22 protein-coding genes and 1 riboswitch are annotated in these 23,179 nt (G+C 65.9%); of the genes, 13 read left to right on the forward strand and 9 right to left on the reverse strand.

Annotated features, from left to right (window positions below):
* Positions 1–52: 52 nt before the first annotated feature.
* The 7 genes from WHT83_RS19230 to WHT83_RS19260 all read right to left on the reverse strand — a co-directional run bounded on the left by WHT83_RS19230 (position 53) and on the right by WHT83_RS19260 (position 6,040).
* Positions 53–760, reverse strand: coding sequence for an NADH-ubiquinone dehydrogenase (locus WHT83_RS19230; RefSeq protein ID WP_406872085.1), 708 nt, complete (start codon positions 758–760; stop codon positions 53–55).
* Positions 761–846: 86 nt separating this feature from the next.
* Positions 847–2,154, reverse strand: a complete 1,308-nt coding sequence (gene nuoF, locus WHT83_RS19235; RefSeq protein WP_406872086.1) for an NADH-quinone oxidoreductase subunit NuoF — start codon at positions 2,152–2,154, stop codon at positions 847–849.
* A gap of 11 nt (positions 2,155–2,165) precedes the next feature.
* Positions 2,166–3,290 carry an NADH-quinone oxidoreductase subunit E gene (locus WHT83_RS19240; RefSeq protein WP_406872087.1) on the reverse strand — a complete coding sequence of 375 codons (1,125 nt, stop codon included), beginning with the start codon at positions 3,288–3,290 and terminating at the stop codon, positions 2,166–2,168.
* Positions 3,291–4,481: an NADH-quinone oxidoreductase subunit D gene (locus WHT83_RS19245; RefSeq protein WP_183260512.1), complete on the reverse strand. Its 1,191-nt coding sequence runs from the start codon at positions 4,479–4,481 to the stop codon at positions 3,291–3,293.
* A 9-nt stretch (positions 4,482–4,490) separates the two neighbouring features.
* Entirely contained in the window at positions 4,491–5,096 is a 606-nt protein-coding gene (locus tag WHT83_RS19250) for an NADH-quinone oxidoreductase subunit C (protein WP_108607730.1), read from the reverse strand.
* A 6-nt stretch (positions 5,097–5,102) separates the two neighbouring features.
* On the reverse strand, positions 5,103–5,684 hold the full coding sequence (locus tag WHT83_RS19255) for an NADH-quinone oxidoreductase subunit B family protein (protein ID WP_108607729.1): 582 nt from the start codon (positions 5,682–5,684) through the stop codon (positions 5,103–5,105).
* Positions 5,675–6,040, reverse strand: a complete 366-nt coding sequence (locus tag WHT83_RS19260; RefSeq protein WP_108607728.1) for an NADH-quinone oxidoreductase subunit A — start codon at positions 6,038–6,040, stop codon at positions 5,675–5,677. The genes WHT83_RS19255 and WHT83_RS19260 overlap by 10 nt, the downstream gene beginning before the upstream one ends.
* A gap of 342 nt (positions 6,041–6,382) precedes the next feature.
* On the opposite strand from WHT83_RS19260, the gene WHT83_RS19265 reads away from it, so the two are divergent.
* The 8 genes from WHT83_RS19265 to WHT83_RS19300 all read left to right on the forward strand — a co-directional run bounded on the left by WHT83_RS19265 (position 6,383) and on the right by WHT83_RS19300 (position 16,837).
* Complete coding sequence (locus WHT83_RS19265; protein ID WP_406872088.1) at positions 6,383–7,609, forward strand: winged helix-turn-helix domain-containing protein; 1,227 nt, start codon at positions 6,383–6,385, stop codon at positions 7,607–7,609.
* Positions 7,605–7,811, forward strand: a riboswitch (cobalamin riboswitch). It overlaps the preceding gene by 5 nt.
* A gap of 68 nt (positions 7,812–7,879) precedes the next feature.
* Positions 7,880–8,290 (forward strand): DUF1636 family protein, encoded by a 411-nt coding sequence (locus WHT83_RS19270; protein ID WP_406874016.1) that lies wholly within the window; start codon positions 7,880–7,882, stop codon positions 8,288–8,290.
* Entirely contained in the window at positions 8,287–9,324 is a 1,038-nt protein-coding gene (gene cobW, locus WHT83_RS19275) for a cobalamin biosynthesis protein CobW (RefSeq protein WP_406872089.1), read from the forward strand. Before WHT83_RS19270 ends, cobW begins: the two co-directional genes overlap by 4 nt.
* Before the next feature lie 14 nt (positions 9,325–9,338).
* Entirely contained in the window at positions 9,339–13,106 is a 3,768-nt protein-coding gene (locus WHT83_RS19280; protein WP_406872090.1) for a cobaltochelatase subunit CobN, read from the forward strand.
* Between the two features lie 44 nt (positions 13,107–13,150).
* A complete protein-coding gene (cobG, locus tag WHT83_RS19285) occupies positions 13,151–14,692 on the forward strand; it encodes a precorrin-3B synthase (protein WP_406872091.1) in 1,542 nt (513 codons plus the stop codon).
* A 2-nt stretch (positions 14,693–14,694) separates the two neighbouring features.
* Positions 14,695–15,327 (forward strand): precorrin-8X methylmutase, encoded by a 633-nt coding sequence (locus WHT83_RS19290; protein WP_406872092.1) that lies wholly within the window; start codon positions 14,695–14,697, stop codon positions 15,325–15,327.
* Positions 15,324–16,076: a precorrin-2 C(20)-methyltransferase gene (locus WHT83_RS19295; protein ID WP_406872093.1), complete on the forward strand. Its 753-nt coding sequence runs from the start codon at positions 15,324–15,326 to the stop codon at positions 16,074–16,076. Before WHT83_RS19290 ends, WHT83_RS19295 begins: the two co-directional genes overlap by 4 nt.
* Positions 16,073–16,837 carry a precorrin-3B C(17)-methyltransferase gene (locus WHT83_RS19300; protein ID WP_406872094.1) on the forward strand — a complete coding sequence of 255 codons (765 nt, stop codon included), beginning with the start codon at positions 16,073–16,075 and terminating at the stop codon, positions 16,835–16,837. The genes WHT83_RS19295 and WHT83_RS19300 overlap by 4 nt, the downstream gene beginning before the upstream one ends.
* On the opposite strand, the gene WHT83_RS19305 is transcribed toward WHT83_RS19300, so the two are convergent.
* A complete protein-coding gene (locus WHT83_RS19305) occupies positions 16,801–17,568 on the reverse strand; it encodes a cobalt-precorrin-6A reductase (protein WP_406872095.1) in 768 nt (255 codons plus the stop codon). The two genes, WHT83_RS19300 and WHT83_RS19305, sit on opposite strands and share 37 nt — an antisense overlap.
* Position 17,569: 1 nt before the next feature.
* On the opposite strand from WHT83_RS19305, the gene cbiE reads away from it, so the two are divergent.
* From cbiE to cobM, 3 genes are read left to right on the forward strand one after another with little or no spacing between them, the layout of a single operon-like run.
* A complete protein-coding gene (gene cbiE, locus WHT83_RS19310) occupies positions 17,570–18,802 on the forward strand; it encodes a precorrin-6y C5,15-methyltransferase (decarboxylating) subunit CbiE (RefSeq protein ID WP_406872096.1) in 1,233 nt (410 codons plus the stop codon).
* Complete coding sequence (locus WHT83_RS19315; protein ID WP_406872097.1) at positions 18,799–19,185, forward strand: cobalamin biosynthesis protein; 387 nt, start codon at positions 18,799–18,801, stop codon at positions 19,183–19,185. Before cbiE ends, WHT83_RS19315 begins: the two co-directional genes overlap by 4 nt.
* Entirely contained in the window at positions 19,182–19,946 is a 765-nt protein-coding gene (gene cobM, locus WHT83_RS19320; RefSeq protein WP_108607717.1) for a precorrin-4 C(11)-methyltransferase, read from the forward strand. Before WHT83_RS19315 ends, cobM begins: the two co-directional genes overlap by 4 nt.
* On the opposite strand, the gene WHT83_RS19325 is transcribed toward cobM, so the two are convergent.
* Positions 19,913–21,028, reverse strand: a complete 1,116-nt coding sequence (locus tag WHT83_RS19325; RefSeq protein WP_406872098.1) for a cobalt-precorrin-5B (C(1))-methyltransferase — start codon at positions 21,026–21,028, stop codon at positions 19,913–19,915. The genes cobM and WHT83_RS19325 overlap by 34 nt on opposite strands.
* Positions 21,029–21,081: 53 nt before the next feature.
* On the opposite strand from WHT83_RS19325, the gene cobA reads away from it, so the two are divergent.
* On the forward strand, positions 21,082–21,867 hold the full coding sequence (gene cobA / locus WHT83_RS19330) for a uroporphyrinogen-III C-methyltransferase (protein WP_406872099.1): 786 nt from the start codon (positions 21,082–21,084) through the stop codon (positions 21,865–21,867).
* Positions 21,864–23,177 (forward strand): cobyrinate a,c-diamide synthase, encoded by a 1,314-nt coding sequence (locus WHT83_RS19335; RefSeq protein WP_406872100.1) that lies wholly within the window; start codon positions 21,864–21,866, stop codon positions 23,175–23,177. Before cobA ends, WHT83_RS19335 begins: the two co-directional genes overlap by 4 nt.
* The last annotated feature ends 2 nt before the right edge of the window (positions 23,178–23,179 follow it).

Raw genomic sequence — 23,179 nt, forward strand, 5'->3', positions numbered from 1 at the left:
GCATTCCGTCCTGCAAGGGGCGCGGCCTGCGCTGCGCCCCGAAATCCTCAATTCACGCGGCGGTCTTGCCGCCGGCAAGCGTCGCCGCCTGCCCTATCCACCCATCACGGCCGATCCGGCCCTTGAAGCCGAGATAGTCGTCCGCCCAGGCCACCTCTTCCGCCGTCCAGCCGGCGATCTGGCCGTAGGTCCAGATGCCGAGGCCGTTCAGCACCTGCTCCAGCTTCGGACCGATGCCCGAAATGGCCTTCAGATCGTCAGGCGCTTCCGGCCTTTCGATCGATGCAGGCTGCCTGAAATCCTCAGGCTGAAGCCCCACCGGCGCTTCTTCGACGACAGCAGCCTCGACAACCACCGGATCGGTCGCAGCAGCAGCCACCGGCTTGGCCTCGGCTTTCTCCAGCTTGCGCGCCAGGGTTTTCACCTCGGCGATCAACGAAGCAGTCTCGGCTTCCGCCCGCTTGGCCGCCACACCAGCCGGTTTGGCCCGCGTCGCACCGGTGAAATCGCCGAAGTCGGGCGAAAACAGCCGCTGCGCAGCCTCTGACGCACCAGTCACGGCCCCGATCCAGACGCCCATGGCGTGACTGGCGAGGCCTACACTCAGCGCCGAAGCAGCAGCGATTCCAGCGGCGGGGTGCACCATGAGGTTTGCCTTACCGGCAAACTCCTTGGGCAGCATCGCCACGAAGTCCCTGTTCATCTGCTCCAAACGTTCCATCTCAGGCACTGCACTTTCGGGAATGGGAAATGTCGACATTGGTAGCTCCTTGTCGCCTTCGCCGTTCGCCTCTGCCTCGTCGTTTCCTATTTCGGACCTTTGGCCCGCACTTTCTGACTTAACCTCTACTCAGCCGCCACCAGCACCGGCTCGGCGCGATGCGCGTTACGCGAGAACTCGTCGATGCGGCGCTCGATCTCCGGGCGGAAGTTGCGGATCAGGCCCTGGATCGGCCATGCGGCCGCGTCGCCCAGCGCGCAGATCGTGTGGCCTTCCACCTGCTTGGTGACGTCGAGCAGCATGTCGATCTCGCGCTTGTGCGCTTCGCCCCGCACCAGGCGTTCCATGACGCGCCACATCCAGCCGGTGCCTTCACGGCACGGCGTGCACTGGCCGCAGCTCTCGTGCTTGAAGAAGTAGCTCAGCCGCGCGATCGCCTTCACGATGTCGGTCGACTTGTCCATCACGATCACGGCAGCCGTGCCGAACGACGACTTGCGCTCGCGCAGTCCGTCGAAATCCATCGGGCAGTCGATGATATCCTCGGCCTTGACCAACGGGCACGACGCACCGCCGGGGATGACGGCCAGCAGATTGTCCCAGCCGCCGCGAATACCGCCACCGTGCTTTTCGACCAGTTCGCGGAAGCTGATGCCCATGGCCTCTTCGACCGTGCAGGGCGTGTTGACGTGGCCGACGAGCATGAACAGCTTGGTGCCTACGTTGTTCGGACGACCGATGCCGGAGAACCAGGCAGCGCCACGGCGCAGGATTGTCGGCGCGACAGCGATCGACTCGACGTTGTTGACCGTCGTCGGGCAACCGTAGAGGCCGACATTGGCCGGGAACGGCGGCTTCAGACGCGGCTGGCCCTTCTTGCCTTCGAGGCTTTCGAGCAGCGCGGTTTCTTCGCCGCAGATATACGCACCTGCGCCGTGATGGACGTAGATGTCGAAATCGTAGCCGTTCTTGTTGTTCTTGCCGATCAGCTTGGCGTCATAGGCCTCGTCGATGGCGCGCTGCAGCGCTTCGCGCTCGCGGATGAATTCGCCACGCACATAGATGTAGGCAGCAACAGCACCCATGGCGAAACCGGCGAGCAGGCAACCTTCGACCAGCGTATGCGGGTCATGGCGCAGGATGTCGCGGTCCTTGCAGGTGCCCGGCTCGGATTCGTCGGCATTGATGACGAGATAGGACGGACGGCCGTCAGGGTTGCTCTTGGGCATGAACGACCACTTGAGACCCGTCGGGAATCCGGCGCCGCCGCGACCGCGCAGGCCCGACGCCTTCATCTCGTTGATGATCCACTCGCGGCCCTTTTCGATGATGCCGGCGGTGCCATCCCAATGGCCGCGCGACATCGCCCCGGCCAGCGACTGGTCGAAGCGGCCGTAGATGTTGGTAAAGATGCGATCCTTGTCTTCAAGCATGTTCTTGCTCCTCAGACCGGCTTCTTGCCGAAGACGCGGATGTATTCGGCCACGCCACCCTTGGCGAGCGCCTTGGCCTGTTTGACCCAGTCGTCACGCTCGATGCGGCCCTTGAAATTCAGATAGCCGTCGACCCACTCGCGCTCGGCCTTTTTCCACGATGCCACCTGGGCAAAGGTGAAGATGCCGAGCTCGTGCAGGGTGCCCTCGATCTTCGGGCCGACGCCCGAGATCAGCTTGAGGTCGTCGACAGCAGCAGGCTTGGCGATTCCGGCCGGGCGGTTCTTGTCTTCCAGCGACGGCTTGGCCACGACAGCAGCCGTCGGCGCAGCGACGCTTGCAGCCTTCTCGGCGGCAGGTGCTGCCTTGACCTTCGACGGCGATTTCACCGCCGGGCTGGTTTCGATCGCGTCGGTCTTGGGCTTGGCCGCATTGGACGGCGGAACGACGGCCTCGACGGCAGCTGCCTTGTTGGCCTTGGAAGCGGCCTTGGCTTCCTTGTCGCGGGTCGTCTTGAGCACGCCCTTCTCATCCCTGAGCGAGGTGAACCCGGTCAACGGCGCGGAGAAAACGCGGCCGGTCTGCGGGCCGGTCTTGACCTGGTCGCCCTTGCCGGCTTCGAACAGGTCGATGATCTCGGCCAGACGCTCCGGCGTCAGGTCCTCGTAGGTATCCTTGAACACCATGACCATCGGTGCATTGACGCAGGCGCCAAGGCACTCGACCTCTTCCCACGACAGCGTGCCCGCCTCGTTGGTGTGGAACTGGTCGTGATGGATCTTCGAACGGCACACATCCATCAGCTCTTCCGAGCCGCGCAGCATGCACGGCGTGGTGCCGCAGACCTGGATATGGGCGCGCGTGCCGACCGGCTTGAGCTGGAACTGCGTATAGAAGGTCGCGACTTCCAGCGCGCGGATGTATGGCATATCGAGCATGTCAGCGACATGCTCGATGGCAGCCTTCGTCACCCAGCCGTCCTGCTCCTGCGCCAGCATGAGCAGCGGGATGACGGCCGACTGTTCGCGGCCCTTTGGGTACTTCTTGATCCAGGTCTTGGCCTGCGCCGTAAACGCCTTGTTGAAGGCGAAGGACGCTGGCTGGACGCTGGCTTCTGCGAGACGGCGGACTGACATTTAGCGGTCGACCTCACCAAACACGATGTCGAGGGAGCCGAGAACGGCCGAGATATCCGCAAGCATGTGGCCGCGGCACAGGAAATCCATCGCCTGGAGATGGGCGAAGCCCGGCGCGCGCAGCTTGCAGCGGTATGGTTTGTTGGTGCCGTCGGCGACGAGGAACACACCGAACTCGCCCTTCGGCGCCTCGACGGCCGCATAGACCTCGCCGGCCGGCACGCGGTAGCCTTCGGTGTAGAGCTTGAAGTGATGGATCAAGGATTCCATCGAGCGCTTCATCGCCTGGCGCTTCGGCGGGACCACCTTGCCGTCCATGTTCGAAACAGGACCGACGCTTTCCTTGCCAAGCAGCAGATCGACACACTGGCGCATGATGCTTGCCGACTGGCGCATCTCTTCCATGCGGATGAGATAACGGTCGTAGCAGTCGCCGTTCTTGCCGATCGGAATGTCGAATTCCATCTCCGAATAGCACTCGTAGGGCTGGCTCTTGCGCAGGTCCCAGGCAGCGCCCGAACCGCGCACCATCACGCCCGAAAAACCCCAGGCCCAGGCGTCATCGAGCGACACCACGCCGATGTCGACGTTGCGCTGCTTGAAGATGCGGTTCGGCGTGAGCAGATCGTCGAGGTTCTTCACCGTCTGCAGGAACGGATCGATCCACTTGCCGATGTCTTCGACCAGTTTTTGCGGCAGGTCCTGGTGGACGCCGCCCGGCCGGAAGTAGGCTGCGTGCATGCGCGCGCCGCAGGCCCGCTCGTAAAACACCATCAGCTTTTCGCGCTCTTCGAAGCCCCACAGCGGCGGGGTCAGCGCGCCGACGTCCATCGCCTGCGTGGTGACGTTGAGCAGGTGCGACAGGATGCGGCCGATCTCGGAATAGAGCACGCGGATGATCTGGCCACGCTTCGGCACATCGATGCCGAGCAGGCGCTCGACGGCCAGCGAGAACGCATGTTCCTGGTTCATCGGCGCGACATAATCGAGCCGGTCGAAATAAGGGATCGCCTGCAGATAGGTCTTCTGCTCGATCAGCTTTTCGGTGCCGCGATGCAGCAGGCCGATATGCGGATCGACGCGGTCGACGACTTCGCCGTCGAGCTCGAGCACCAGGCGCAGCACGCCGTGCGCCGCCGGATGCTGCGGACCGAAGTTGATGTTGAAATTGCGGACGGAGGTTTCAGCCATTTCGGCGCCTCAATTCGTCTTGGCTTTTTCGTCGCCCGGCAGCACGTATTCGGTGCCTTCCCAGGGAGACAAAAAGTCGAAATTGCGGAATTCCTGCTTGAGCTCGACCGGCTCATAGACGACGCGCTTCTGCTCGTCGTCGTAGCGAACCTCGACAAAGCCGGTGAGCGGGAAGTCCTTGCGCAGCGGATGTCCCTCGAAACCGTAGTCGGTCAGGAGGCGGCGCAGGTCGGGGTGGCCCGAAAACAGGATGCCGTACATGTCGTAGGCTTCGCGCTCGAACCAGTCCGCGCCGGGAAACACCGACGTGATCGATGGCACCGGCGTGTCCTCGTCCGTGCTGATCTTGACGCGGATGCGCAGGTTCTGGCGCGGCGACAGCAGGTGGTAGACGACGTCGAAACGCTTGCGGCGCTGCGGATAGTCGACACCTGCGGCATCGATGAAGGAGACGAACTGGCACTGCACGTCGCTGCGCAGGAAGGTCATCACGTCGACGATGTCGGCGGCCTTCACCGTCAGCGTCAGCTCGCCATAGGCGACAACGCTTTCTTCGATGTCCGCATCGAGCTTTTCCGCGATGTAAGCGGCAAGGTCGTTCAGGGCTTCACTCATCTGGGATCACCGCTCGATCGTGCCGGTGCGGCGAATCTTCTTCTGGAGAAGAAGGATGCCGTAGAGAAGTGCTTCGGCGGTCGGAGGACAACCGGGCACGTAGATGTCGACGGGCACGACGCGATCGCAGCCGCGCACCACCGAATAGGAATAGTGATAGTAGCCGCCGCCATTGGCGCACGAGCCCATCGAGATGACGTAGCGCGGCTCTGGCATCTGGTCGTAGACCTTGCGCAAGGCGGGCGCCATCTTGTTGGTCAGCGTGCCGGCGACGATCATCACGTCCGACTGGCGCGGCGAGGCGCGCGGCGCGATGCCGAAGCGCTCGGCATCATAGCGCGGCATCGAGATGTGCATCATCTCGACCGCGCAGCACGCCAGACCGAAGGTCATCCACATCAGCGAGCCGGTGCGCGCCCAGGTGATCAGCGCTTCGGACGACGTGACGATGAAACCCTTGTCCGAAAGCTCATTGTTCAGGTCGCCGAAGAAGGCGTCGTCGGAACCGATGAGCTTGCCGGTGTTGGGATCGATGATGCCTTTCGGCTTCGGCGCGATCAGGGTGCCGGAGGCTTCGTTCAATCCCATTCCAGCGCTCCCTTTTTCCACTCATAGACAAAGCCGATGGTCAGCACGGCCAGGAAGATCATCATCGACCAGAAGCCCAGCATGCCGATCTCGCCGAAGGACACCGCCCACGGGAACAGGAACGCCACTTCGAGATCGAAGATGATGAACAGGATGGAGACCAGGTAGAAGCGAATGTCGAACTTCATGCGCGCATCGTCGAACGAGTTGAAGCCGCACTCGTAGGCAGAAAGCTTCTCCGGGTCCGGATTTCGGTAGGCGACAAGGAAGGGCGCCACGATAAGGGCGATGCCGACGAGTAGCGCCACACCGATGAAGATGACGATGGGCAGATACGAACTCAAGAGAGCGTTCATGCTGCGAATTCCGTTGGTGGCCTATCCACCAGATTTACAGCACGGTGTCCGTTTCCGGAAGCGCGACGAATTCTCGCCTGCCCTGACGAAACGGTCGTGCTGCAATGCGGCGACGGTTAGCGCAGCCGGTCGGGCGAAGCAAGCCCAACCTTGTCCAAAACGGGGCAAAGCCCACCACTGGACCAAAATCCTGCGCGTGTGGCTCCTGTTTGATTTCCTTCGTCTTTTACTCAAGTTTACACTCCTGACAAGACCGGAACCGCGGTTCTGCTAGCATTTGCAGCAAAGACCGATTCTGATGCCCTTGCGTCACTCATCCGGAGACTGCGATAGCTTGCCGCAATGAAGGAAAAACTCTCGCTTCCCACCGCCCGCCGCATTGCACTCGCGGCCCAGGGATTTGCCGATCCGCGCCCCACCGGCGCGATCACCCGCCGCCACCTGCAACGCGTGCTCGGGCGCATCGGCCTGCTGCAGATCGACTCGGTCAGCGCCGTCGTGCGCGCCCACTACATGCCGCTCTATTCGCGCCTCGGCCCCTACCCCATGGCGCTGCTCGACGATGCCATGCAGCCAAAGAAGCGCATGCTCTTCGAGTACTGGGCGCATGAAGCTTCCCTGCTGCCGTTGGAGACCTTTCCGCTTTTGCGCTGGCGCATGGCGCGGGCCGAGGACGGGATGTATGGCGGGCTTTCCAAGTTCGGCCGTGCGAACAGGCCCTACATAGAAGAGATCTTTCGCCAGGTTGTCGACCGCGGTCCGATCGCCGCGTCCGACATCGAAGGCGCCAAGGGTTCCGGCGGCTGGTGGGGCTGGAGCCAGGAGAAACATGCATTCGAATGGCTGTTCTGGGCCGGCCGCATCACCACCCATTCGCGCCGTGGCTTCGAGCGCCTTTACGATCTGCCCGAACGCGTCCTGCCTTCGGACATCCACGCACTTCCGATCCCGGCTCCGACTGATGCGCATCGCGAACTGCTGCGCATCTCGGCACGCGCCCATGGCGTGGCGACCGCGATCTGCCTGCGCGACTATTTCCGCCTGTCGCCTGCCGACATGAAGGGCCGCCTCGAAGAACTGGTCGAGATGGGCGAACTGATTCCCGTGCGTGTCGAGGGCTGGGATCGACAGGCCTATCTCCATGCCGAGGCCCGCATCCCGCGCAAGGTCCACGCACGCGCCCTCCTCGCCCCCTTCGACCCGCTTGTGTTCGAGCGCACGCGCGCCGAGCAGCTTTTCGACTTCCGCTATCGCATCGAGATCTACACGCCGGCGGAGAAGCGCCAGTACGGCTACTACGTTCTGCCCTTCCTGCTTGGCGAGCGCATCGTCGCCCGCGTCGACCTCAAGGCCGACCGTCCGGCGGGCGTGTTGCGTGTCCATGCCGCCTATGCCGAGCCTTGCGCGCCGGCGGACACGGCAAGCGAACTCCACGAAGAACTGAAGCAGATGCGCGACTGGCTCGGCCTCGAACGCATCGAGGTGACACCTGCCGGCGACCTCGGACCTGATCTGAGCGACATTGTTGGTCGTTCCATTGCGTTGACTCCACCCCACGCGAAAGCCTAAATCGCCGACAGACGGTCCTTCGCCCGCAACGGCGGAGGCTAAGAGGGAATGCGGTGCGGCGCATATGCGCCTAATCCGCGGCTGTCCCCGCAACTGTAAGCGACGAGCCAAGGCCGGTAACCACTGGGATGTCCTCCCGGGAAGGCGGTGCGAAGGCGACGACTCGCGAGCCAGGAGACCTGCCGTCTCAAACATTGATCCGATCGCCTGGCGGGTGTCCCAGGCAAGGAGCCTGGTATTTTGGAACTCGACGGCAATCTCTCGGTCGAAATTCTGGACGCATCCTGCGATGCTGCCGACGACGCGCGCTCCGCTGAAGTGACCATCCTCGTCTGCTCCTCCTGCCGCGACGAAACCGGGTCGGACGCCCATCCGCGCGCAGGAGAAAGACTTGCCGAATCCGCCCGCCGAACTGCGGCCAGCGAAGGCATCAACGTCCTCACTGTCGAATGCCTCGGCAACTGCAAGCGACGCCTGAGCGCAGCACTGATCCGCGACGGCGCATGGAGTTACGTCTTCGGCGACCTCAGCACGACGTCGGGCGAAGACCTCGTCACCGGCGCAAAGCTTTTCGCCACCTCGACCGACGGCCTCATCCCCTGGCGCGGCCGGCCCGACAGCCTCAAGCGCGGCCTCGTCGCGCGCATTCCTCCCCTCGCCCTTATCAAGGAAGACAAATGACCGCCTCCGTCGAACGCGTTCCCTGCACCGTCGTCACCGGCTTTCTCGGCGCCGGCAAGACCACCCTGCTGCGCAACATCCTCGAGAACTCCAAGGGCAAGCGCCTCGCCATCATCGTCAACGAGTTCGGCGATGTCGGCATTGACGGCGAGATTCTGAAGGGCTGCGGCGTTGAGGCTTGTCCCGAAGAAAACATCGTCGAACTGGCCAATGGCTGCATCTGCTGCACCGTCGCCGACGACTTCGTGCCCGCCCTCGACCAGATCCTATCGCTTTCGCCGAAGGTCGACCACATCCTGATCGAAACCTCGGGCCTGGCGCTGCCCAAGCCGCTGGTCCAGGCCTTCCAGTGGCCGAGCGTGAAAAGCCGTGTCACCGTCGACGGCGTCATCGCCGTGGTCGACGGTCCGGCCCTCGCCGCCGGCAAGGTGGCCTCCGATATGGAGGCGCTCGCCGCCCAGCGCCGCGCCGATGATTCGCTCGACCACGACGACCCGGTCGAGGAGGTATTCGAGGATCAGGTCGCCTGCGCCGACCTCATCATCCTGTCCAAGAGCGACCTGCTCGACGAAGCCGGTCACGCTCGCGCCACCGCCATCGTCGGCGAGCACCTGGCACGCGCGGTCAAGATCGTGCCGTCGGCGCACGGCAAGGTCGACCCCTCGGTGCTGCTCGGCCTCGGCCTCGCCGTCGAGGACGACATCGAAAACCGCAAGACCCACCACGATGGCGCCTTCGACCACGAGCACGACGACTTCGACACCTTCGTCATCGAGATTCCCTCGATCGCCAATCCGGATGAGCTGGCGAAGCGCGTCGCCACCGCCGCCGAGGAAGAGAACGTGCTGCGCGTGAAGGGCTTCGTCGACGTTGGCGGCAAGCCGATGCGCCTGCTGGTCCAGGCCGTCGGCCCGCGCGTCAACCACTACTATGACCGCGCCTGGACCGCCGCCGACGACCGCCGTTCGCGCCTGGTCGTCATCGGCCTCAAGGGCCTCGACCGCCCGGCCATCGAGCGTATCCTGGTCGGCTGAACCGGACAGCCTGGATGCACATCCTCACCACCACATCCACCTCGCTCGACGATTTGATCGAGCCGGTCGACCTCGGGCAGAAGCCTGCGGATGTGGTGGCGCTGTCCTTCACCGACAGCGACCTGGCGGGCCTCGCCAACGCCTGGAAGGCGGATGCGGCAAACCTGCCGTCGATGCGGCTCGCCAGCCTGCGCGACCTCCGGCACCCGATGTCGGTCGACCTCTGGATCGACAGTGTCGCAAGCCACGCCAAGGTCATCCTCGTCCGCATCCTCGGCGGCCACGACTGGTGGCGATACGGCTGCGACCGGCTTGCGGCGGTGGCCCGTGAAAGGGGTATCGCGCTGGCACTGCTGCCGGGCGAAAGCCACGACGAGGATTTGCGGCTGATCGAGGCGTCGACGCTGCCCCGAACAGAACTCGACGCGCTGCTCGGCTACTTCCGCGAGGGCGGCCCTGAGAACATGAAGGCGCTCGTCGCCCGGTTGGCTGGGCTGGCGGGTGCCAAGAGCACTGCCGCGGCGCCGATTGCAGTGCCGAAGGCGGGATTCTACGATCCGGCGCGTGGCATCCTCAGTGATCTGGAAGCCTTTTTGGCCGGAAATGTTGGCGATCCTTCGCGCCCCCCTCTGTCCTGCCGGACATCTCCCCCGCTATGGGGGAGATCAGCTTTTACTGACCTCCGCACGAATTCTGCAACGCCGCCAACCGGCGACAAGGCTAAAGGTTGGCCAATCTCCCCCCTTAGGGGGGAGATGTCCGGCAGGTCAGAGGGGGGTGCGAAAGAGCAGGATACTTCCAGCACTCCCATCATCCCCATCCTCTTCTACCGCTCGATGCTTCTTGCCGCCGACGTCGCACCCATCGACGCGCTGGTCGAGGCGCTGCGCGCGCAAGGCGTCCGCCCCGCCCCGATCTTCGTGTCGAGCCTGAAGGACAGGGAATCGCTTGCCTTCGTCGAGACGGCTTTGGCGCAGCTGACCCCCGCAGCCATCGTCACCGCCACCGCTTTCGCCGCCGGCGCCGAGCCGGGCACGGAAACGCTGTTCGACCGCGCCGGCGTGCCGGTGTTCCAGGTCATCGTTGCCACCACACGCCGCGAAGCCTGGGCAGGCAGCCTGCGCGGGCTGGCGCCTGCCGATCTCGCCATGCATGTGGTGATGCCGGAATTGGACGGCCGCATCCTCGCCGGCGCCATCTCCTTCAAGGCAGAAAGCGAGGTCGACCCGGCACTCGGCTTCCGCGCCTTCGCCAACCGGCCCGAGCCCGACCGCGTCGAACAGGTCGCCCGCCGCATCTCAGCACACCTCAGGCTGCGCGAGACGCCGCGCGAAAAACGCAAGCTCGCGATCCTCGTCCCCGACTATCCCAGTGCGCCCGGCCGCACCGGCTATGCCGTCGGCCTCGACGTACCCAACAGCGTGCTCGCCATGCTGCACGACCTCAAGGACGCGGGCTACGGCGTTGAATCGATTCCGGAATCGCCACGCGCGCTGCTCGACCTGATCAAAAAAGGCGGCCAAGGCCTCTCGCTGACCGAGTATGTCGAACTGTCCGCCGGTTTGCCGGCCGAAGCGCGCGATGCTGTTACCGCCGCCTGGGGAACGCCGGACGACGAAGCGGCAGACGCAAGGCAACGTCAGCGGTCTACGTTGCCCCTCTCTGTCCTGCCAGACATCTGCCCCACAAGGGGGGAGATTGGCAGCTTCGTCGACCTCGCCCACCCGGCAACGCCAAAGATTGACGCAGGTCGCGATGCCGGCCTGATCTCCCCCCTCGTGGGGGAGATGTCCGGCAGGACAGAGGGGGCCAACGTAGAGCAAGAGACATCCGCTTCTGCTCGCAGCACGCAATCCTTCCCCTTCCGCGCCGCAACCTTCGGCAATGTCACCGTCGCCCTCGCCCCCGACCGTGGCCGCTCCGCCGATCGCCGAGCCGACTATCACGACCCGACGCTGCCGCCCCGCCACGCGCTGCTTGCCTTTGGGCTGTGGATGCAGAAGTCGCTTGGCATCCATGCCATCGTCCATGTCGGCGCCCATGGCACGCTCGAATGGCTGCCGGGCAAGACGGTCGCGCTGAGCCAAGCCTGTTTCCCCGAGATCGTCACCGGCTCGCTGCCGGTCATCTATCCCTTCATCGTCTCCAATCCCGGCGAGGCAGCCCAGGCCAAGCGCCGCATTTCGGCGGTCACGCTCGGCCATCTGCCGCCGCCGCTTGCTGCCGCAGGTCTCGACGAGAACCAGCACAAGCTCGAGCGTCTGGTCGACGAATACGCTCAGGCCGATGGTCTCGACCGCCGCCGACGCGACCGGCTGGCCAAGCTGATCGTCGAGACGGCGTCGCAGACTGGCCTTGCCGCCGAGGCCGGCGTCGCCAACACCGACGCGCCGGACGAAGCGTTGCGCCGCATCGACGCCTGGCTCTGCGACCTCAAGGATTTCGCTATCAAGGACGGCCTGCATATCTACGGCCGCGCGGCCGAAGACGAGCAGGATGCCGCCCGCAGGCAGAGCGCCGAGGCCGAGCGAAAAAACCTGATCGCCGCCCTCGATGGTTACCACGTCAAGGCTGGCCCTTCGGGCGCGCCGGCGCGTGGCCGTACCGATGTTCTGCCCACCGGCCGCAACCTGTTCACCTCCGACCCACGCACCATGCCGACGCCAACCGCCTTCGATCTCGGCAAGGCTGCGGCCGACGAGGTGATGCGCAGTTATCTCCAGAGCCATGGCGACTGGCCACGCGCGCTGGTCATCGACCTGTGGGGCAGCGCTTCATTGCGCACCGGCGGCGAGGAAATCGCGCAGGGCCTGGCGCTGATGGGCTGCCGACCGCAATGGGATGCGGCAACCGGCCGCGTCACCGGCATCGAGGTGTTGCCGCCAGCCGCCCTTGGCCGCCCGCGCGTCGACGTGACTTGGCGCATTTCGGGCCTGTTCCGCGACATGTTCCCGACCCAGATCGCGCTGATCGACGCCGCCGCCCGCGCGGTTGCCACCCGCGACGAGGACGATTCGGAAAACCCGCTTGCTGCCAGCACCCGCGCGGCGGGCAAGGTTGAGCCGCGCATCTTCGGTTCATCGCCGGGCACTTATGGCGCCGGCCTCGAAGACCTTCTGTCGACGGGTGACTGGGCCACGCGCGACGAACTCGGCCGCGCCTATCTCGATACCGCCTCGCACGCCTATGGCGGCAGCGACGGCGAAGGCTTCTCCGCACCCGGCGCCTTTGCCGGCCGCATCGCCGAGGCCGATCTTCTCGTCCACACCGGCGACGACCCCGGCCGCGACATTCTCGAAGGCTCCGCCGATGTCGCCTTCATCGGCGGTTTTTCGGCAGCATTAGCAATGCTCGGCAGGAACGCCGACGTCATCGTGCTCGACACATCCGACCCGCACAAGCCGCGCACGCGCTCGGTCACCGAAGCCGTCGGCCGCGTCGTCCGCGCGCGTGCCACCAACGCCCGCTTCATCGCCGGCCAGATGCGCCACGGCCCGCGCGGCGCATCGGAATTCGCCGAGACCGTCGACCGGTTGATCGGCTTTGCCGAGACCACCAACGCCATTCCGGGCGCACTGATCGAGGCCGTCCACGACGCCTATGTCGGCGACGACGCGGTTCGCGCCTTCATGCTGCGCGAGAATCCGGCGGCAGCAAAATTCATCGCCGAGCGTTTTGCCACCGCACGCCGGCGCGGCCTTTGGCATCCGTTGCGCAACTCGATCGACGACGATCTCGCCGCCCTGATCGCCGAGGCGCAGGCCCGGGAGGTCGCGGCATGACGAGTTTCTCCCGTCGCGGCGCCTGCCCCGCTTTGTCCGCGCCGATGCAGACCGGCGACGGCCTTTTGGTCCGGATCAATCCGCTCGCTGGAGAACTCGCGCCCAACACCTTGATCGGACTCTGCGAATCCGCCCAGCGCCACGGCAACGGCATCGTCGAAGTCACGGCGCGCGGCAGCATCCAGATCCGAGGGCTGACTGCGGAAAGCGCCTGCTTGCTGGCCGAGGAAGTCGATTCGCTCGGCATCGCGGTGCGTAGCGGCGTGCCGGTCGACACGAGCCCGCTCGCCGGGATTGATCCGATGGAAATTGCCAATCCCGCACCGTTGGCCGCAGCCATCCGTTTGGCCATAGCTGAGGCTGGCCTCGCCAGGCGCCTCGGCCCCAAGGTATCTGTCGTCGTTGACGGCCGTGGTCAGATCGAGCTTGGCGCCATCTTGGGCGACGTCAGGCTTGTCGCAGTGGATGGCGAACATTGGCGCCTGTCGGCGGCCGGCGATGAAACCTCAGCGCGTTTGATCGGCGAATTCGATGCAGATGCAGCCTGCGTTGCCACGCTCGGCATCCTACGCGCAATTGCGGCGCTCGGCCGGCAAGGCCGCGCGCGCGACCTCAGCCTTGAGACGGTGCGTGTCGCCACCAAAGGACCGGAAGCCTCTCATTCCTTCCCACCCCCCTCTGTCCTGCCGGACATCTCCCCCACAAGGGGGGAGATCAGGCCTGCATCGGCGCCTGCGCTCGCGGGGGAAGCGAAGCACGAAGCCTCGTCTGGGAACGTCGTACTTTCGACCACCGACACGGTTGCAGAACGAACGGAAGCGCCGAAGCTGCCAATCTCCCCCCTTGTGGGGGAGATGTCCGGCAGGGCAGAGGGGGGCGCGAAGAAACGCAACCTCTCGTCAGATGCTGTCAGCGCAAATGATTCAAATTCTGAACACTCCAGCGCAACCGATTCATCCCCAATCGGAATCCTGCCGCTCACCGATGGCCGAATCGCGCTCGGCATCGCCCTGCCCTTCGGCAGCATCGACGCCGCCACCCTGATCGACTTCTGCATTGCCGCGACCGAACACGGCGCCACCGGCATCCGCCCTGCCCCGAGCCGAACCCTCCTCATCATGGGCCTCGATCGCGCATCCGCCAAAACCCTGACCGACACTGCAAAAGCTCTATCCCTCGTCACCTCGCCCACCGATCCCCGCATCCGCATCGCCGCCTGCCCCGGCGCGCCGGCCTGCGCGTCGGGCATGATCGCCGCCCGCGACGTCGCCGCCGAGATTGCAGCAGACCTCGGCTCAGGCCTCGACACCACACTCTCGCTCCACGTCTCCGGTTGCGCCAAGGGCTGCGCCCATCCCGGCCCAGCGGCACTGACCATCGTCGGTGACGAAAAGGGCGCTGCATTTGTCGTCGGCGGAACGGCCAAGGGCCTTCCGGCCGCCTACACCGCAGGATATGAAGCCGCGCGCGGCATGGGCCGCCTCACGAAATTGCTCGCCCAAGAGCGCAAGCCGGACGAAAATGCCGCCGCTTGCCTCGCAAGGTTGGGTGCAAAGCGCCTCGCGCAAGCTCTGGCACAGGAATGAACATGGCCGCCTACGACTACATCCATGATGGCACGGCCATCTACGAGCGCTCCTTCGCCATCATCCGCTCGGAGGCCGACCTTTCGCGCTTCTCCGAGGCCGAGGCCGACGTCGCCGTGCGCATGATCCATGCCTGCGGCCTGGTCGAGGCCGCCGAGCACTTCGTCTTCTCGGAGGACTTCGTCTCCGCAGCACGCAGCGCTCTGAAGGCCGGCGCGCCGATCTTCTGCGACGCCGAGATGGTGGCGCGCGGCGTCACCCGCGCCCGCCTGCCCGCCGACAACGAAGTGATCTGCACCTTGCGCGACCCGCAGACGGCCGAGATCGCACAGAAGGTCGGCAACACCCGTTCGGCTGCGGCCATCGACCTGTGGGCCGACAAGCTTGCCGGTTCGGTCGTCGCCATCGGCAACGCGCCGACAGCACTCTTCTACCTGCTCGAAAAACTGCGCGACGGCGCGCCCAAGCCGGCCGCTATCATCGGCATGCCGGTCGGCTTCGTCGGTGCTGCCGAATCCAAGGACGCGCTGGCCGAGAATTCTTATGGCGTGCCTTATGCCATCGTGCGCGGCCGCCTCGGCGGCAGCGCCATGACGGCTGCTGCCCTCAACTCCCTGGCGAGGCCCGGCGTATGAGCGCTGCCACTGCAAAGGGCCGCCTGATCGGCGTCGGCACCGGACCCGGCGATCCCGAGCTTTTGACGCTCAAGGCTGCGCGCGCGCTGGCCGAGGCTGACGTGATCGCGCATTTCGCCAAGCGCGGCGCCAATGGCAACGCCCGCACCATCACCGATGCGCATTTCCGCGAAGGCGTGATCGAGCTGCCGCTGGTCTATCCGGTCACCACGGAGATCGACAAGGATCACGACGACTACCGCGCCGCCATATCAGGCTTCTACGAGGAGTCGGCACAGGCTGTGGCCACCCATCTCGACCAGGGCCGCACGGTTGCGATCCTGTCTGAGGGCGACCCGCTGTTCTACGGCTCGTACATGCACCTGCATGTGCGCCTGTCGCCTCTCTACCCGACCGAGGTCATCCCCGGCGTCACCGCCATGTCCGGCTGCTGGTCGCAGACGGGCGTGCCGATCGTCCAGGGCGACGACGTGCTGTCGGTGCTGCCGGGCACGATGAACGAATTCGAACTCACCCGCCGCCTCGCCGACACCGACGCCGCGGTGATCATGAAGGTCGGCCGCAACCTGCCGAAGATCCGCAAGGCGCTGGAGGCGACCGGCAAGCTTGGCCGCGCGCTTTATGTCGAGCGCGGCACCATGCCAAACACCCAGCACATGAGACTGGTCGACAAGACAGACGACAAGGCACCCTATTTCGCCATCGTGCTGGTGCCCGGCTGGGCCGGCAAGCCCGGAGCGGACGCATGAGCGGCCGCCTCGTCGTCATCGGCCTCGGCCCCGGCAATCCGGACCAGGTCACGCCGGAAGCCAGCCGCGCGGTATCACAGGCCAGCCATTTCTTCGGCTACAAGCCCTATCTCGACCGGCTCGACCTGCGCCCCGACCAGACGCGCGTCGCTTCCGACAACCGCGAGGAGATCTCCCGCTCCAACGCCGCCCTCGAAATGGCGGCAAGCGGCCACAAGGTTGCTGTTGTTTCCGGCGGCGATCCCGGCGTCTTCGCCATGGCGGCAGCGGTCTGCGAGGCGATCGAGGCCGGGCCCAGGGATTGGCGCGACATCGAGCTTTCGGTCGTTCCCGGCGTCACCGCCATGCTTGCCGTCGCAGCCCGCGTCGGCGCGCCGCTCGGCCATGATTTCTGCGCCGTCAACCTGTCGGACAATCTGAAGCCGTGGGATGTGATCGAGCGCCGCCTGGTGGCGGTCGCCCAGGCCGGCTTCGTCATTTCGCTCTATAACCCGATCAGCAAGGCTCGTCCCTGGCAGCTCGGTAGCGCGTTGGAGACGCTGCGCGCTCACCTGCCAGCCGCGACGCCCATCATCTTCGGCCGCGCCGCCGGCCGGCCCGACGAGCGCATCCAGATTTTCACGCTCGGCGAAGCCGCTGCGGAAAATGCCGACATGGCGACCTGCGTCATCATCGGCTCGCCCGAGACGCGCCTGATCGAGCGCGACGGCAAGCCACCGCTGGTCTACACACCGCGCTTTTCCGCCGGGGCTGCGAAATGATCGACCATCTCGGCCATCGCGGAGACGCTTGGAGCCGACGGCACGTCGGGCAGATGCGGCCGGCAAAACAGGATCACCTCGATGCCGAGCTGCCTGGCCGCCGCGATCTTGCCGTAGGTCGCCTGCCCGCCGCTGTTCTTGGCGACGATGACGTCGATCCCGTGCGCCTCGAGCAGCGCCCTTTCATCCGCTTCGCGAAACGGCCCGCGCGCCAGGATATAGGTCGCGTCAGGCACGCCGAGTGGCGGCTCGATCGGATCGACGCTGCGAATGACATAGGCATGCTGGGGGGCGGTCTCGAAGGCCGCGACTTCCTGCCGGCCGAGCGCCAGGAAAACCCGGCACGGCTTGTTGCCCAGCGCACCTACGGCCTCTTCGGCATCGTCCACCAGCGTCCAGCGATCGCCTTTGACGGGCTCCCAGCCCGCGCGGCGCAGGGCGAAAATCGGCACACTGGCAATCCGCGCCGCCTCCGCCGCATTGGCCGAGATGCGCGCCGCATAGGGATGCGTGGCATCGATCAGAAGGTCGGTCTTGTGCTCGGCCAGCCAGCCGGCCAGCCCCTGCGCGCCGCCAAAGCCGCCAACGCGCACGGGCACCGGCTGCTCGACCGGGTTTTCGGTCCGGCCGGCAAGCGACAGGTTGATGTCGAGATCGCCACGCATAGCCAGCTTCGCCGCCAGCTGTCGCGCTTCGGTGGTTCCGCCCAGGATCAGAATGCGGTGGGTCATCATGCCTGCTGAGTTCGACACACCGACGCAAAAATGGCTGACCGTCGTCGGCATCGGCGAGGACGGTGTAGCGGGTCTCGGCGACGAGGCCAAGCGCGCGATATCAGGCGCTGCCCACGTCTTCGGCGGCAAGCGCCACCTGGCGCTGACGGCCGAGCTGATGCGTGGCGCAGCAAGGCCTTGGCCGACGCCCTTCGACAGCGAAATGCGCGATGTCGTTGCCCTGCGCGGCCAAACAGTCTGCGTGCTGGCCTCGGGTGATCCGTTCCTCCATGGCGTCGGCGTCACGCTCTCGCGTGTCGTGCCATCAACCGAGATGCGTGTCTTGCCCGCCCCGTCGGCCTTCTCGCTGGCGGCGTCGCGGCTTGGCTGGGCGCTGCAGGACATCGAGACGGTGTCGCTGCACGGCCACGCCATCGACCTGATCCGACCACTGCTGCAACCGAGCGGGCGCGTCATCGCGCTGACCTCCGACGGCGAAGCGCCCGCACAGATCGCAGCACTCATCGCCGACAGCGGCTTCGGCGCATCGCGCCTGACAGTGCTCGAAGCGCTGGGCGGTGAAAATGAGCGCATCCGTGTCACGACCGCCGGTGGCTTCGATCTCGAAAACATCAACCCGCTCAACGTCCTGGCGCTGGAGCTTGAATCAAGTCCGCAGGCACGAACCCTGCCGTTGGCCTCGGGCCTTGCAGACGATCTGTTCGAGCATGACGGCCAGATCACCAAGCGCGATATCCGCGCCATGACGCTGTCGGCCCTCGCCCCGCGCCGTGGCGAGCTGTTGTGGGACATAGGCGCCGGCTCGGGCTCGATCTCCATCGAGTGGATGCTTTGCCATCCCTCGCTGCGCGCCATCGCCATCGAGCACAATGCCGAGCGCGCCGACCGCATCGAGCGCAACGCCAGTGCCTGCGGCGTGCCGGGCCTGAAGGTTGTCCGGGGTGCTGCACCGGACGCCTTGACCCGCCTGCCGACGCCTGACGTCATCTTCATCGGCGGCGGCGGTTCGAATGCAGGCGTCTTCGATACGGCCATCGCAGCCCTTCGTTCCGGCGGCCGCCTCGTCGCCAACGCCGTCACGCTCGAAATGGAAACGCTGCTGCTCGCCCGCCATGCCGCGCTCGGCGGTGAGCTTCTGCGCCTTCAAGTCTCCCGCGCCGCCCCTGTTGGCACGATGACCGGCTGGCGGCCGGCGATGCCGGTCACGCAGTGGAGCTGGGTCAAGCCATGATGGTCGCAGGCATCGGCTGCCGCAAAGGCACGGCGCACGAAGACATCCTTTCGGCAATCGAAACCGCGCTCGAAGCGCATGGCCTCGCGGTTACAGCACTGACTGCGCTCGCCACCGCAACACTGAAGCGCGACGAACTGGGCATTTTGGCCGCCGCCCGGCGGCTCGACCTTCCTCTGCTTGTCATCGACGACGCGGCGCTCGGCTCCGCGGCGCCACGTACGCTCAGCCATTCGCAGGCCTCGCAGCAGGCCGCAGGCACGCCGTCCGTTTCGGAAGCGTCAGCCCTCGCCGCCGCCGGTGAAGGCTCGAGCCTGCTCGGCCCGCGCATAATCGTCGGCCCCGCCACCTGCGCCATCGCTACCTCTGGAGCCCCTGCTTGACCGTCCATTTCATCGGCGCCGGCCCGGGCGCGGCAGACCTCATCACCGTGCGCGGCAGCCGCCTGCTCGGCTCCTGCCCGGTCTGCCTCTATGCCGGCTCCATCGTCTCGCCGGAGCTTTTGACTTATTGCCCCGCCGAAGCGCGGCTGGTCGACACCGCGCCGATGTCGCTCGACGAGATCGAGGCCGAATATGTCGCCGCCCACAAGGCGGGCCATGACGTGGCGCGCCTGCATTCGGGCGATCTTTCGGTATGGAGCGCAGTCGCCGAGCAGATCCGCCGGCTGGACAGAAACGGTATCCCCTACACGCTCACCCCCGGCGTTCCCTCCTTCGCCGCGGCCGCGGCAGCGCTGAAGCGCGAGCTGACCATCCCGGAAATCGCCCAGAGTCTGGTGCTGACCCGCACGTCCGGCCGCGCCTCGAAGATGCCGCCTGGCGAAACCCTCTCGGGCTTTGCTCGCACCGGCGCGACGCTGGCCGTCCATCTGTCCATCCACGCCATCGACCAGGTCGTGACGGAGCTGACACCACATTACGGTCCGGATTGCCCGGTCGCGGTCGTCTTCCGCGCCTCCTGGCCGGACGAGCGCATCGTCAGGGGCACACTGTCGACGATTGCGGCCGAACTGGCCAAGGACCCGATCGAGCGCACCGCCATCATCTTCGTCGGCCAGTCGCTGGCGGCGGAGGACTTTCGCGAAAGCTCGCTCTACGACGCCTATTATCAGCGCCGCTTCAGGGGCCGCGACGGGCTATGAGAGGCGGCGAAGGGCGCATGCCCCATCAGTTCACCCTCACGGTTGAAGACCAGGATCTCGACGGCGATATCGGGATTGTCGAATACCGCCGCTGCCGTGCGCCAGGCAGCGCTTGCCACCGCGTCACCGATGGCGATGCCCGCCTTGTTGGCCTCGATGAAGGCCTCGGCAACCGTGTTGGCCCCCTTGATGCGGGCCTCGAGCGCGGCGTCCGCCCCGGCCTCGACAGCGACCGCAGCCAACCCGTCGAGATCGGCCGAGCCACGGCTCGAATGCAGGTCGAGCAGACCTTGCGCCAGCTTGGTCATCTTGGCGACGCCCCCGGCAATGGTCACCTTCGGCACCGGATGGGCGCGGACGTATTTCAGCATGCCGCCGACGAAGTCACCCATGTCGATCAGTTGCACCTCGTGCAGGCCATGGAATTTCTGGACCGCAATCTCGGAGGCGTTGCCGGTGGAGCCCGCGACATGCTCGAAGCCCATGGCGCGCGCCACGTCGACGCCACGATGGATGGAATGGATCCAGGCCGAGCAGGAATAGGGAATGACGATCCCCGTCGTTCCCAGGATCGAGATGCCGCCGAGGATGCCGAGACGCGGATTGAGCGTCTTCAGCGCCATCTCCTCGCCGCCGGCGACGGAAATCTCGACCTCGACATCGGCGCCCTCGCCGAGAACTTCAGTCACGACGCCGGCGATCATCTTGCGCGGCACCGGGTTGATCGAGGCTTCTCCCGGCGGGATCGGCAGGCCCGGCCGCGTCACCGTGCCGACGCCCTTGCCCGCCTTGAAGACAATACCGCTGCCGACAGCGCTTGGCCGCACCGTGCTCATCACGAGCGCGCCGTGCGTGACGTCAGGGTCGTCGCCGGCGTCCTTGACGATGCCAGCCATGGCCCAGCCGTCGCCGCGCTCGCTTTTCGCGAGCGCAAAGGCCACGTTCAGGCCGCCCGGCAAGGTGATTTCCACCGGATCGGGAAACTGCCCCGTCTTCAACGCCAGGCACGCCGCCTTGGTGGCGGCGGTGGCGCAGGCGCCGGTGGTCCAGCCGCGCTTGAGCGGACGATCTTCTTCATTCATGACGCGATCTATAGGCTTGCCGAGCCTGTGCGTCATCGGCGAAAGCGACACGCATGACACTCGAAAACGCTATCGCGCGTTTGAACTACAAGCAGCACGTGCTGGAGCCCGGCCATGTCTGGCTCGCCGGCGCCGGTCCCGGCGATCCCGGCCTGCTGACGCTCGACGTATTGTCGGCGCTGGCCCAGGCCGATGCGCTGGTTCATGACGCGCTGGTGTCGCCCGAGATCGTCGCGGTTGCCGAGCAGGCCGAAAAGTTCTTCGTCGGCAAGCGCGGCGGCCGGCTGTCAATCCCGCAGGGTGATATCAACGCGTTGCTGGTGAAGCTGGCCCGGGAAGGCCGCAAGGTGGTGCGGCTCAAGGGCGGCCATCCCTTCGTCTTCGGCCGTGGTGCCGAGGAAGCGCTGGTTCTGACGCGCGAGAACATTCCCTGGCGGGTGCTGTCGGGCATCACCTCGGCCTTTGGCGGCCTGTCCTCGGCCGGCATTCCCGCGACCATGCGCGGCGTCAACGGCGCGATCATCCTCGCCACGGGCTTTGCCGCCGTCAGCGACGACCGTCCCGACTGGGCGGCTTTGGCCCGCACCGGCCAGCCCATCGTCATCTACATGGGCCTGACGCACATAACCGAGACGGTCGCCGAACTTCAGGCCGGCGGTCTGTCGGCGGAAACGCCCGCCGCCTTCGTCGAGAACGCTTCGACGCCGGAGGAGCGCACGGTCACCGCAACGCTCGGCACATTGGTTGCCGCAGCCGAGCGCGAGAATGTGGTCTCGCCGGCGCTCATCGTCGTCGGCGGCATTGTTTCGCTGCGCGCTGAACTTTTGGGGCAAAAATGACGGCGCGTGGGCTAATCATCGGCGCGCCGCGCTCCGGCTCGGGCAAGACCAGCGTCACCATCGGCCTGCTGCGCGCACTTGCCCGCCGCGGCCTGCGTGTTCGCGGCGCAAAATCCGGCCCTGATTATATCGATCCCGGCTTTCACAAGGCGGCCACCGGCCTGCCCGGCGTCAATCTCGACAGCTGGGCGATGGCCCCTTCCCTGCTCAATGCGCTTGCCGCCGATGCGGCATCCGATGCCGAGCTCATCATCCTCGAAAGCGCCATGGGCCTGTTCGACGGCATCCCTGCCGACAAGGGCCGCTCCGGATCGGCCGCCGACCTCGCCCGGCTCTATGGCCTGCCGGTGCTGCTGGTGCTCGACGTATCGGGCCAGTCGCAGACATCGGCAGCCATCGCCAAAGGCTTTGCCACCTACGACCCGGATGTCCGCATCGCGGGCGTGGTGCTGAACCGTCTCGGCAGCGACCGTCACCGGAAACTCGCCGGCGACGCCATCGAAGCGCTCGGCCTGCCCGTCGTCGGCGCTATCCTGCGCGACCCGACGCTTTCCATCCCCGAGCGCCATCTCGGCCTTGTCCAGGCCGAGGAGCACGCCGACCTGATCGCCCATATCGATAAACTTGCCGACATGGTCGAGCGCTCGCTCGATATCGAAGCCATCATCGATCTGGCGACGCCGTTGGCGCCCGGCGCGGGCGATCAATCCTTTGCCCTGCCACCGCCCGGCCAGCGCATCGCGCTCGCACAGGACGCCGCCTTCACCTTCCTCTATCCGCATGTCGCCGCCCATTGGCGCGCCATGGGGGCAGAGCTTGTGCCGTTCTCGCCGCTCGCCGACCAGGCGCCCGACACCACCTGCGATGTCTGCTGGCTGCCGGGCGGCTATCCCGAGCTGCATCCCGGCCGCCTCGCGGCTGCCGCAAACTTCCTTGCGGGCACCCGTCGTTTCGGCGAAACCAAGCCGGTCCATGGCGAGTGCGGCGGGTTCATGGTGCTCGGCCGCTCCATCGAGGACGCCGACGGCGTCACCCACGAAATGCTCGGCCTGCTCGGCCATGCCACCAGCTTCGCCAGGCGCAAGATGAACCTCGGTTACCGCCAGGCACGGCTTGCGGCTCCCTGCCCGCTTGGAGCCGAAGGCAGCGTCATCCGTGGCCACGAGTTCCACTACGCCCAGACCATCGAGCGTGGCGACGACACGCCGCTGGGCGAGATATCAGATGGCCAGGGCAATCCGCTCGGCAGCTTCGGCGGCCGACGCGGCCATGTCACCGGCACCTTCTTCCACGCCATTGCGAAGGGCTGAGC

The sequence above is a fragment of the Aminobacter sp. P9b genome (genome assembly GCF_045345995.1).
Taxonomy (GTDB): domain Bacteria; phylum Pseudomonadota; class Alphaproteobacteria; order Rhizobiales; family Rhizobiaceae; genus Aminobacter; species Aminobacter niigataensis.

Coding starts and splice junctions, on each gene's coding strand:
- WHT83_RS19230 (WP_406872085.1), bottom strand. CDS start 760: ATGTCGACATTTCCCATTCCCGAAAGTGCAGTGCCTGAGATGGAACGT.
- nuoF (WP_406872086.1), bottom strand. CDS start 2,154: ATGCTTGAAGACAAGGATCGCATCTTTACCAACATCTACGGCCGCTTC.
- WHT83_RS19240 (WP_406872087.1), bottom strand. CDS start 3,290: ATGTCAGTCCGCCGTCTCGCAGAAGCCAGCGTCCAGCCAGCGTCCTTC.
- WHT83_RS19245 (WP_183260512.1), bottom strand. CDS start 4,481: ATGGCTGAAACCTCCGTCCGCAATTTCAACATCAACTTCGGTCCGCAG.
- WHT83_RS19250 (WP_108607730.1), bottom strand. CDS start 5,096: ATGAGTGAAGCCCTGAACGACCTTGCCGCTTACATCGCGGAAAAGCTC.
- WHT83_RS19255 (WP_108607729.1), bottom strand. CDS start 5,684: ATGGGATTGAACGAAGCCTCCGGCACCCTGATCGCGCCGAAGCCGAAA.
- WHT83_RS19260 (WP_108607728.1), bottom strand. CDS start 6,040: ATGAACGCTCTCTTGAGTTCGTATCTGCCCATCGTCATCTTCATCGGT.
- WHT83_RS19265 (WP_406872088.1), top strand. CDS start 6,383: ATGAAGGAAAAACTCTCGCTTCCCACCGCCCGCCGCATTGCACTCGCG.
- cobW (WP_406872089.1), top strand. CDS start 8,287: ATGACCGCCTCCGTCGAACGCGTTCCCTGCACCGTCGTCACCGGCTTT.
- WHT83_RS19280 (WP_406872090.1), top strand. CDS start 9,339: ATGCACATCCTCACCACCACATCCACCTCGCTCGACGATTTGATCGAG.
- cobG (WP_406872091.1), top strand. CDS start 13,151: ATGCAGACCGGCGACGGCCTTTTGGTCCGGATCAATCCGCTCGCTGGA.
- WHT83_RS19290 (WP_406872092.1), top strand. CDS start 14,695: ATGGCCGCCTACGACTACATCCATGATGGCACGGCCATCTACGAGCGC.
- WHT83_RS19295 (WP_406872093.1), top strand. CDS start 15,324: ATGAGCGCTGCCACTGCAAAGGGCCGCCTGATCGGCGTCGGCACCGGA.
- WHT83_RS19300 (WP_406872094.1), top strand. CDS start 16,073: ATGAGCGGCCGCCTCGTCGTCATCGGCCTCGGCCCCGGCAATCCGGAC.
- WHT83_RS19305 (WP_406872095.1), bottom strand. CDS start 17,568: ATGACCCACCGCATTCTGATCCTGGGCGGAACCACCGAAGCGCGACAG.
- cbiE (WP_406872096.1), top strand. CDS start 17,570: ATGCCTGCTGAGTTCGACACACCGACGCAAAAATGGCTGACCGTCGTC.
- WHT83_RS19315 (WP_406872097.1), top strand. CDS start 18,799: ATGATGGTCGCAGGCATCGGCTGCCGCAAAGGCACGGCGCACGAAGAC.
- WHT83_RS19325 (WP_406872098.1), bottom strand. CDS start 21,028: ATGAATGAAGAAGATCGTCCGCTCAAGCGCGGCTGGACCACCGGCGCC.
- cobA (WP_406872099.1), top strand. CDS start 21,082: ATGACACTCGAAAACGCTATCGCGCGTTTGAACTACAAGCAGCACGTG.
- WHT83_RS19335 (WP_406872100.1), top strand. CDS start 21,864: ATGACGGCGCGTGGGCTAATCATCGGCGCGCCGCGCTCCGGCTCGGGC.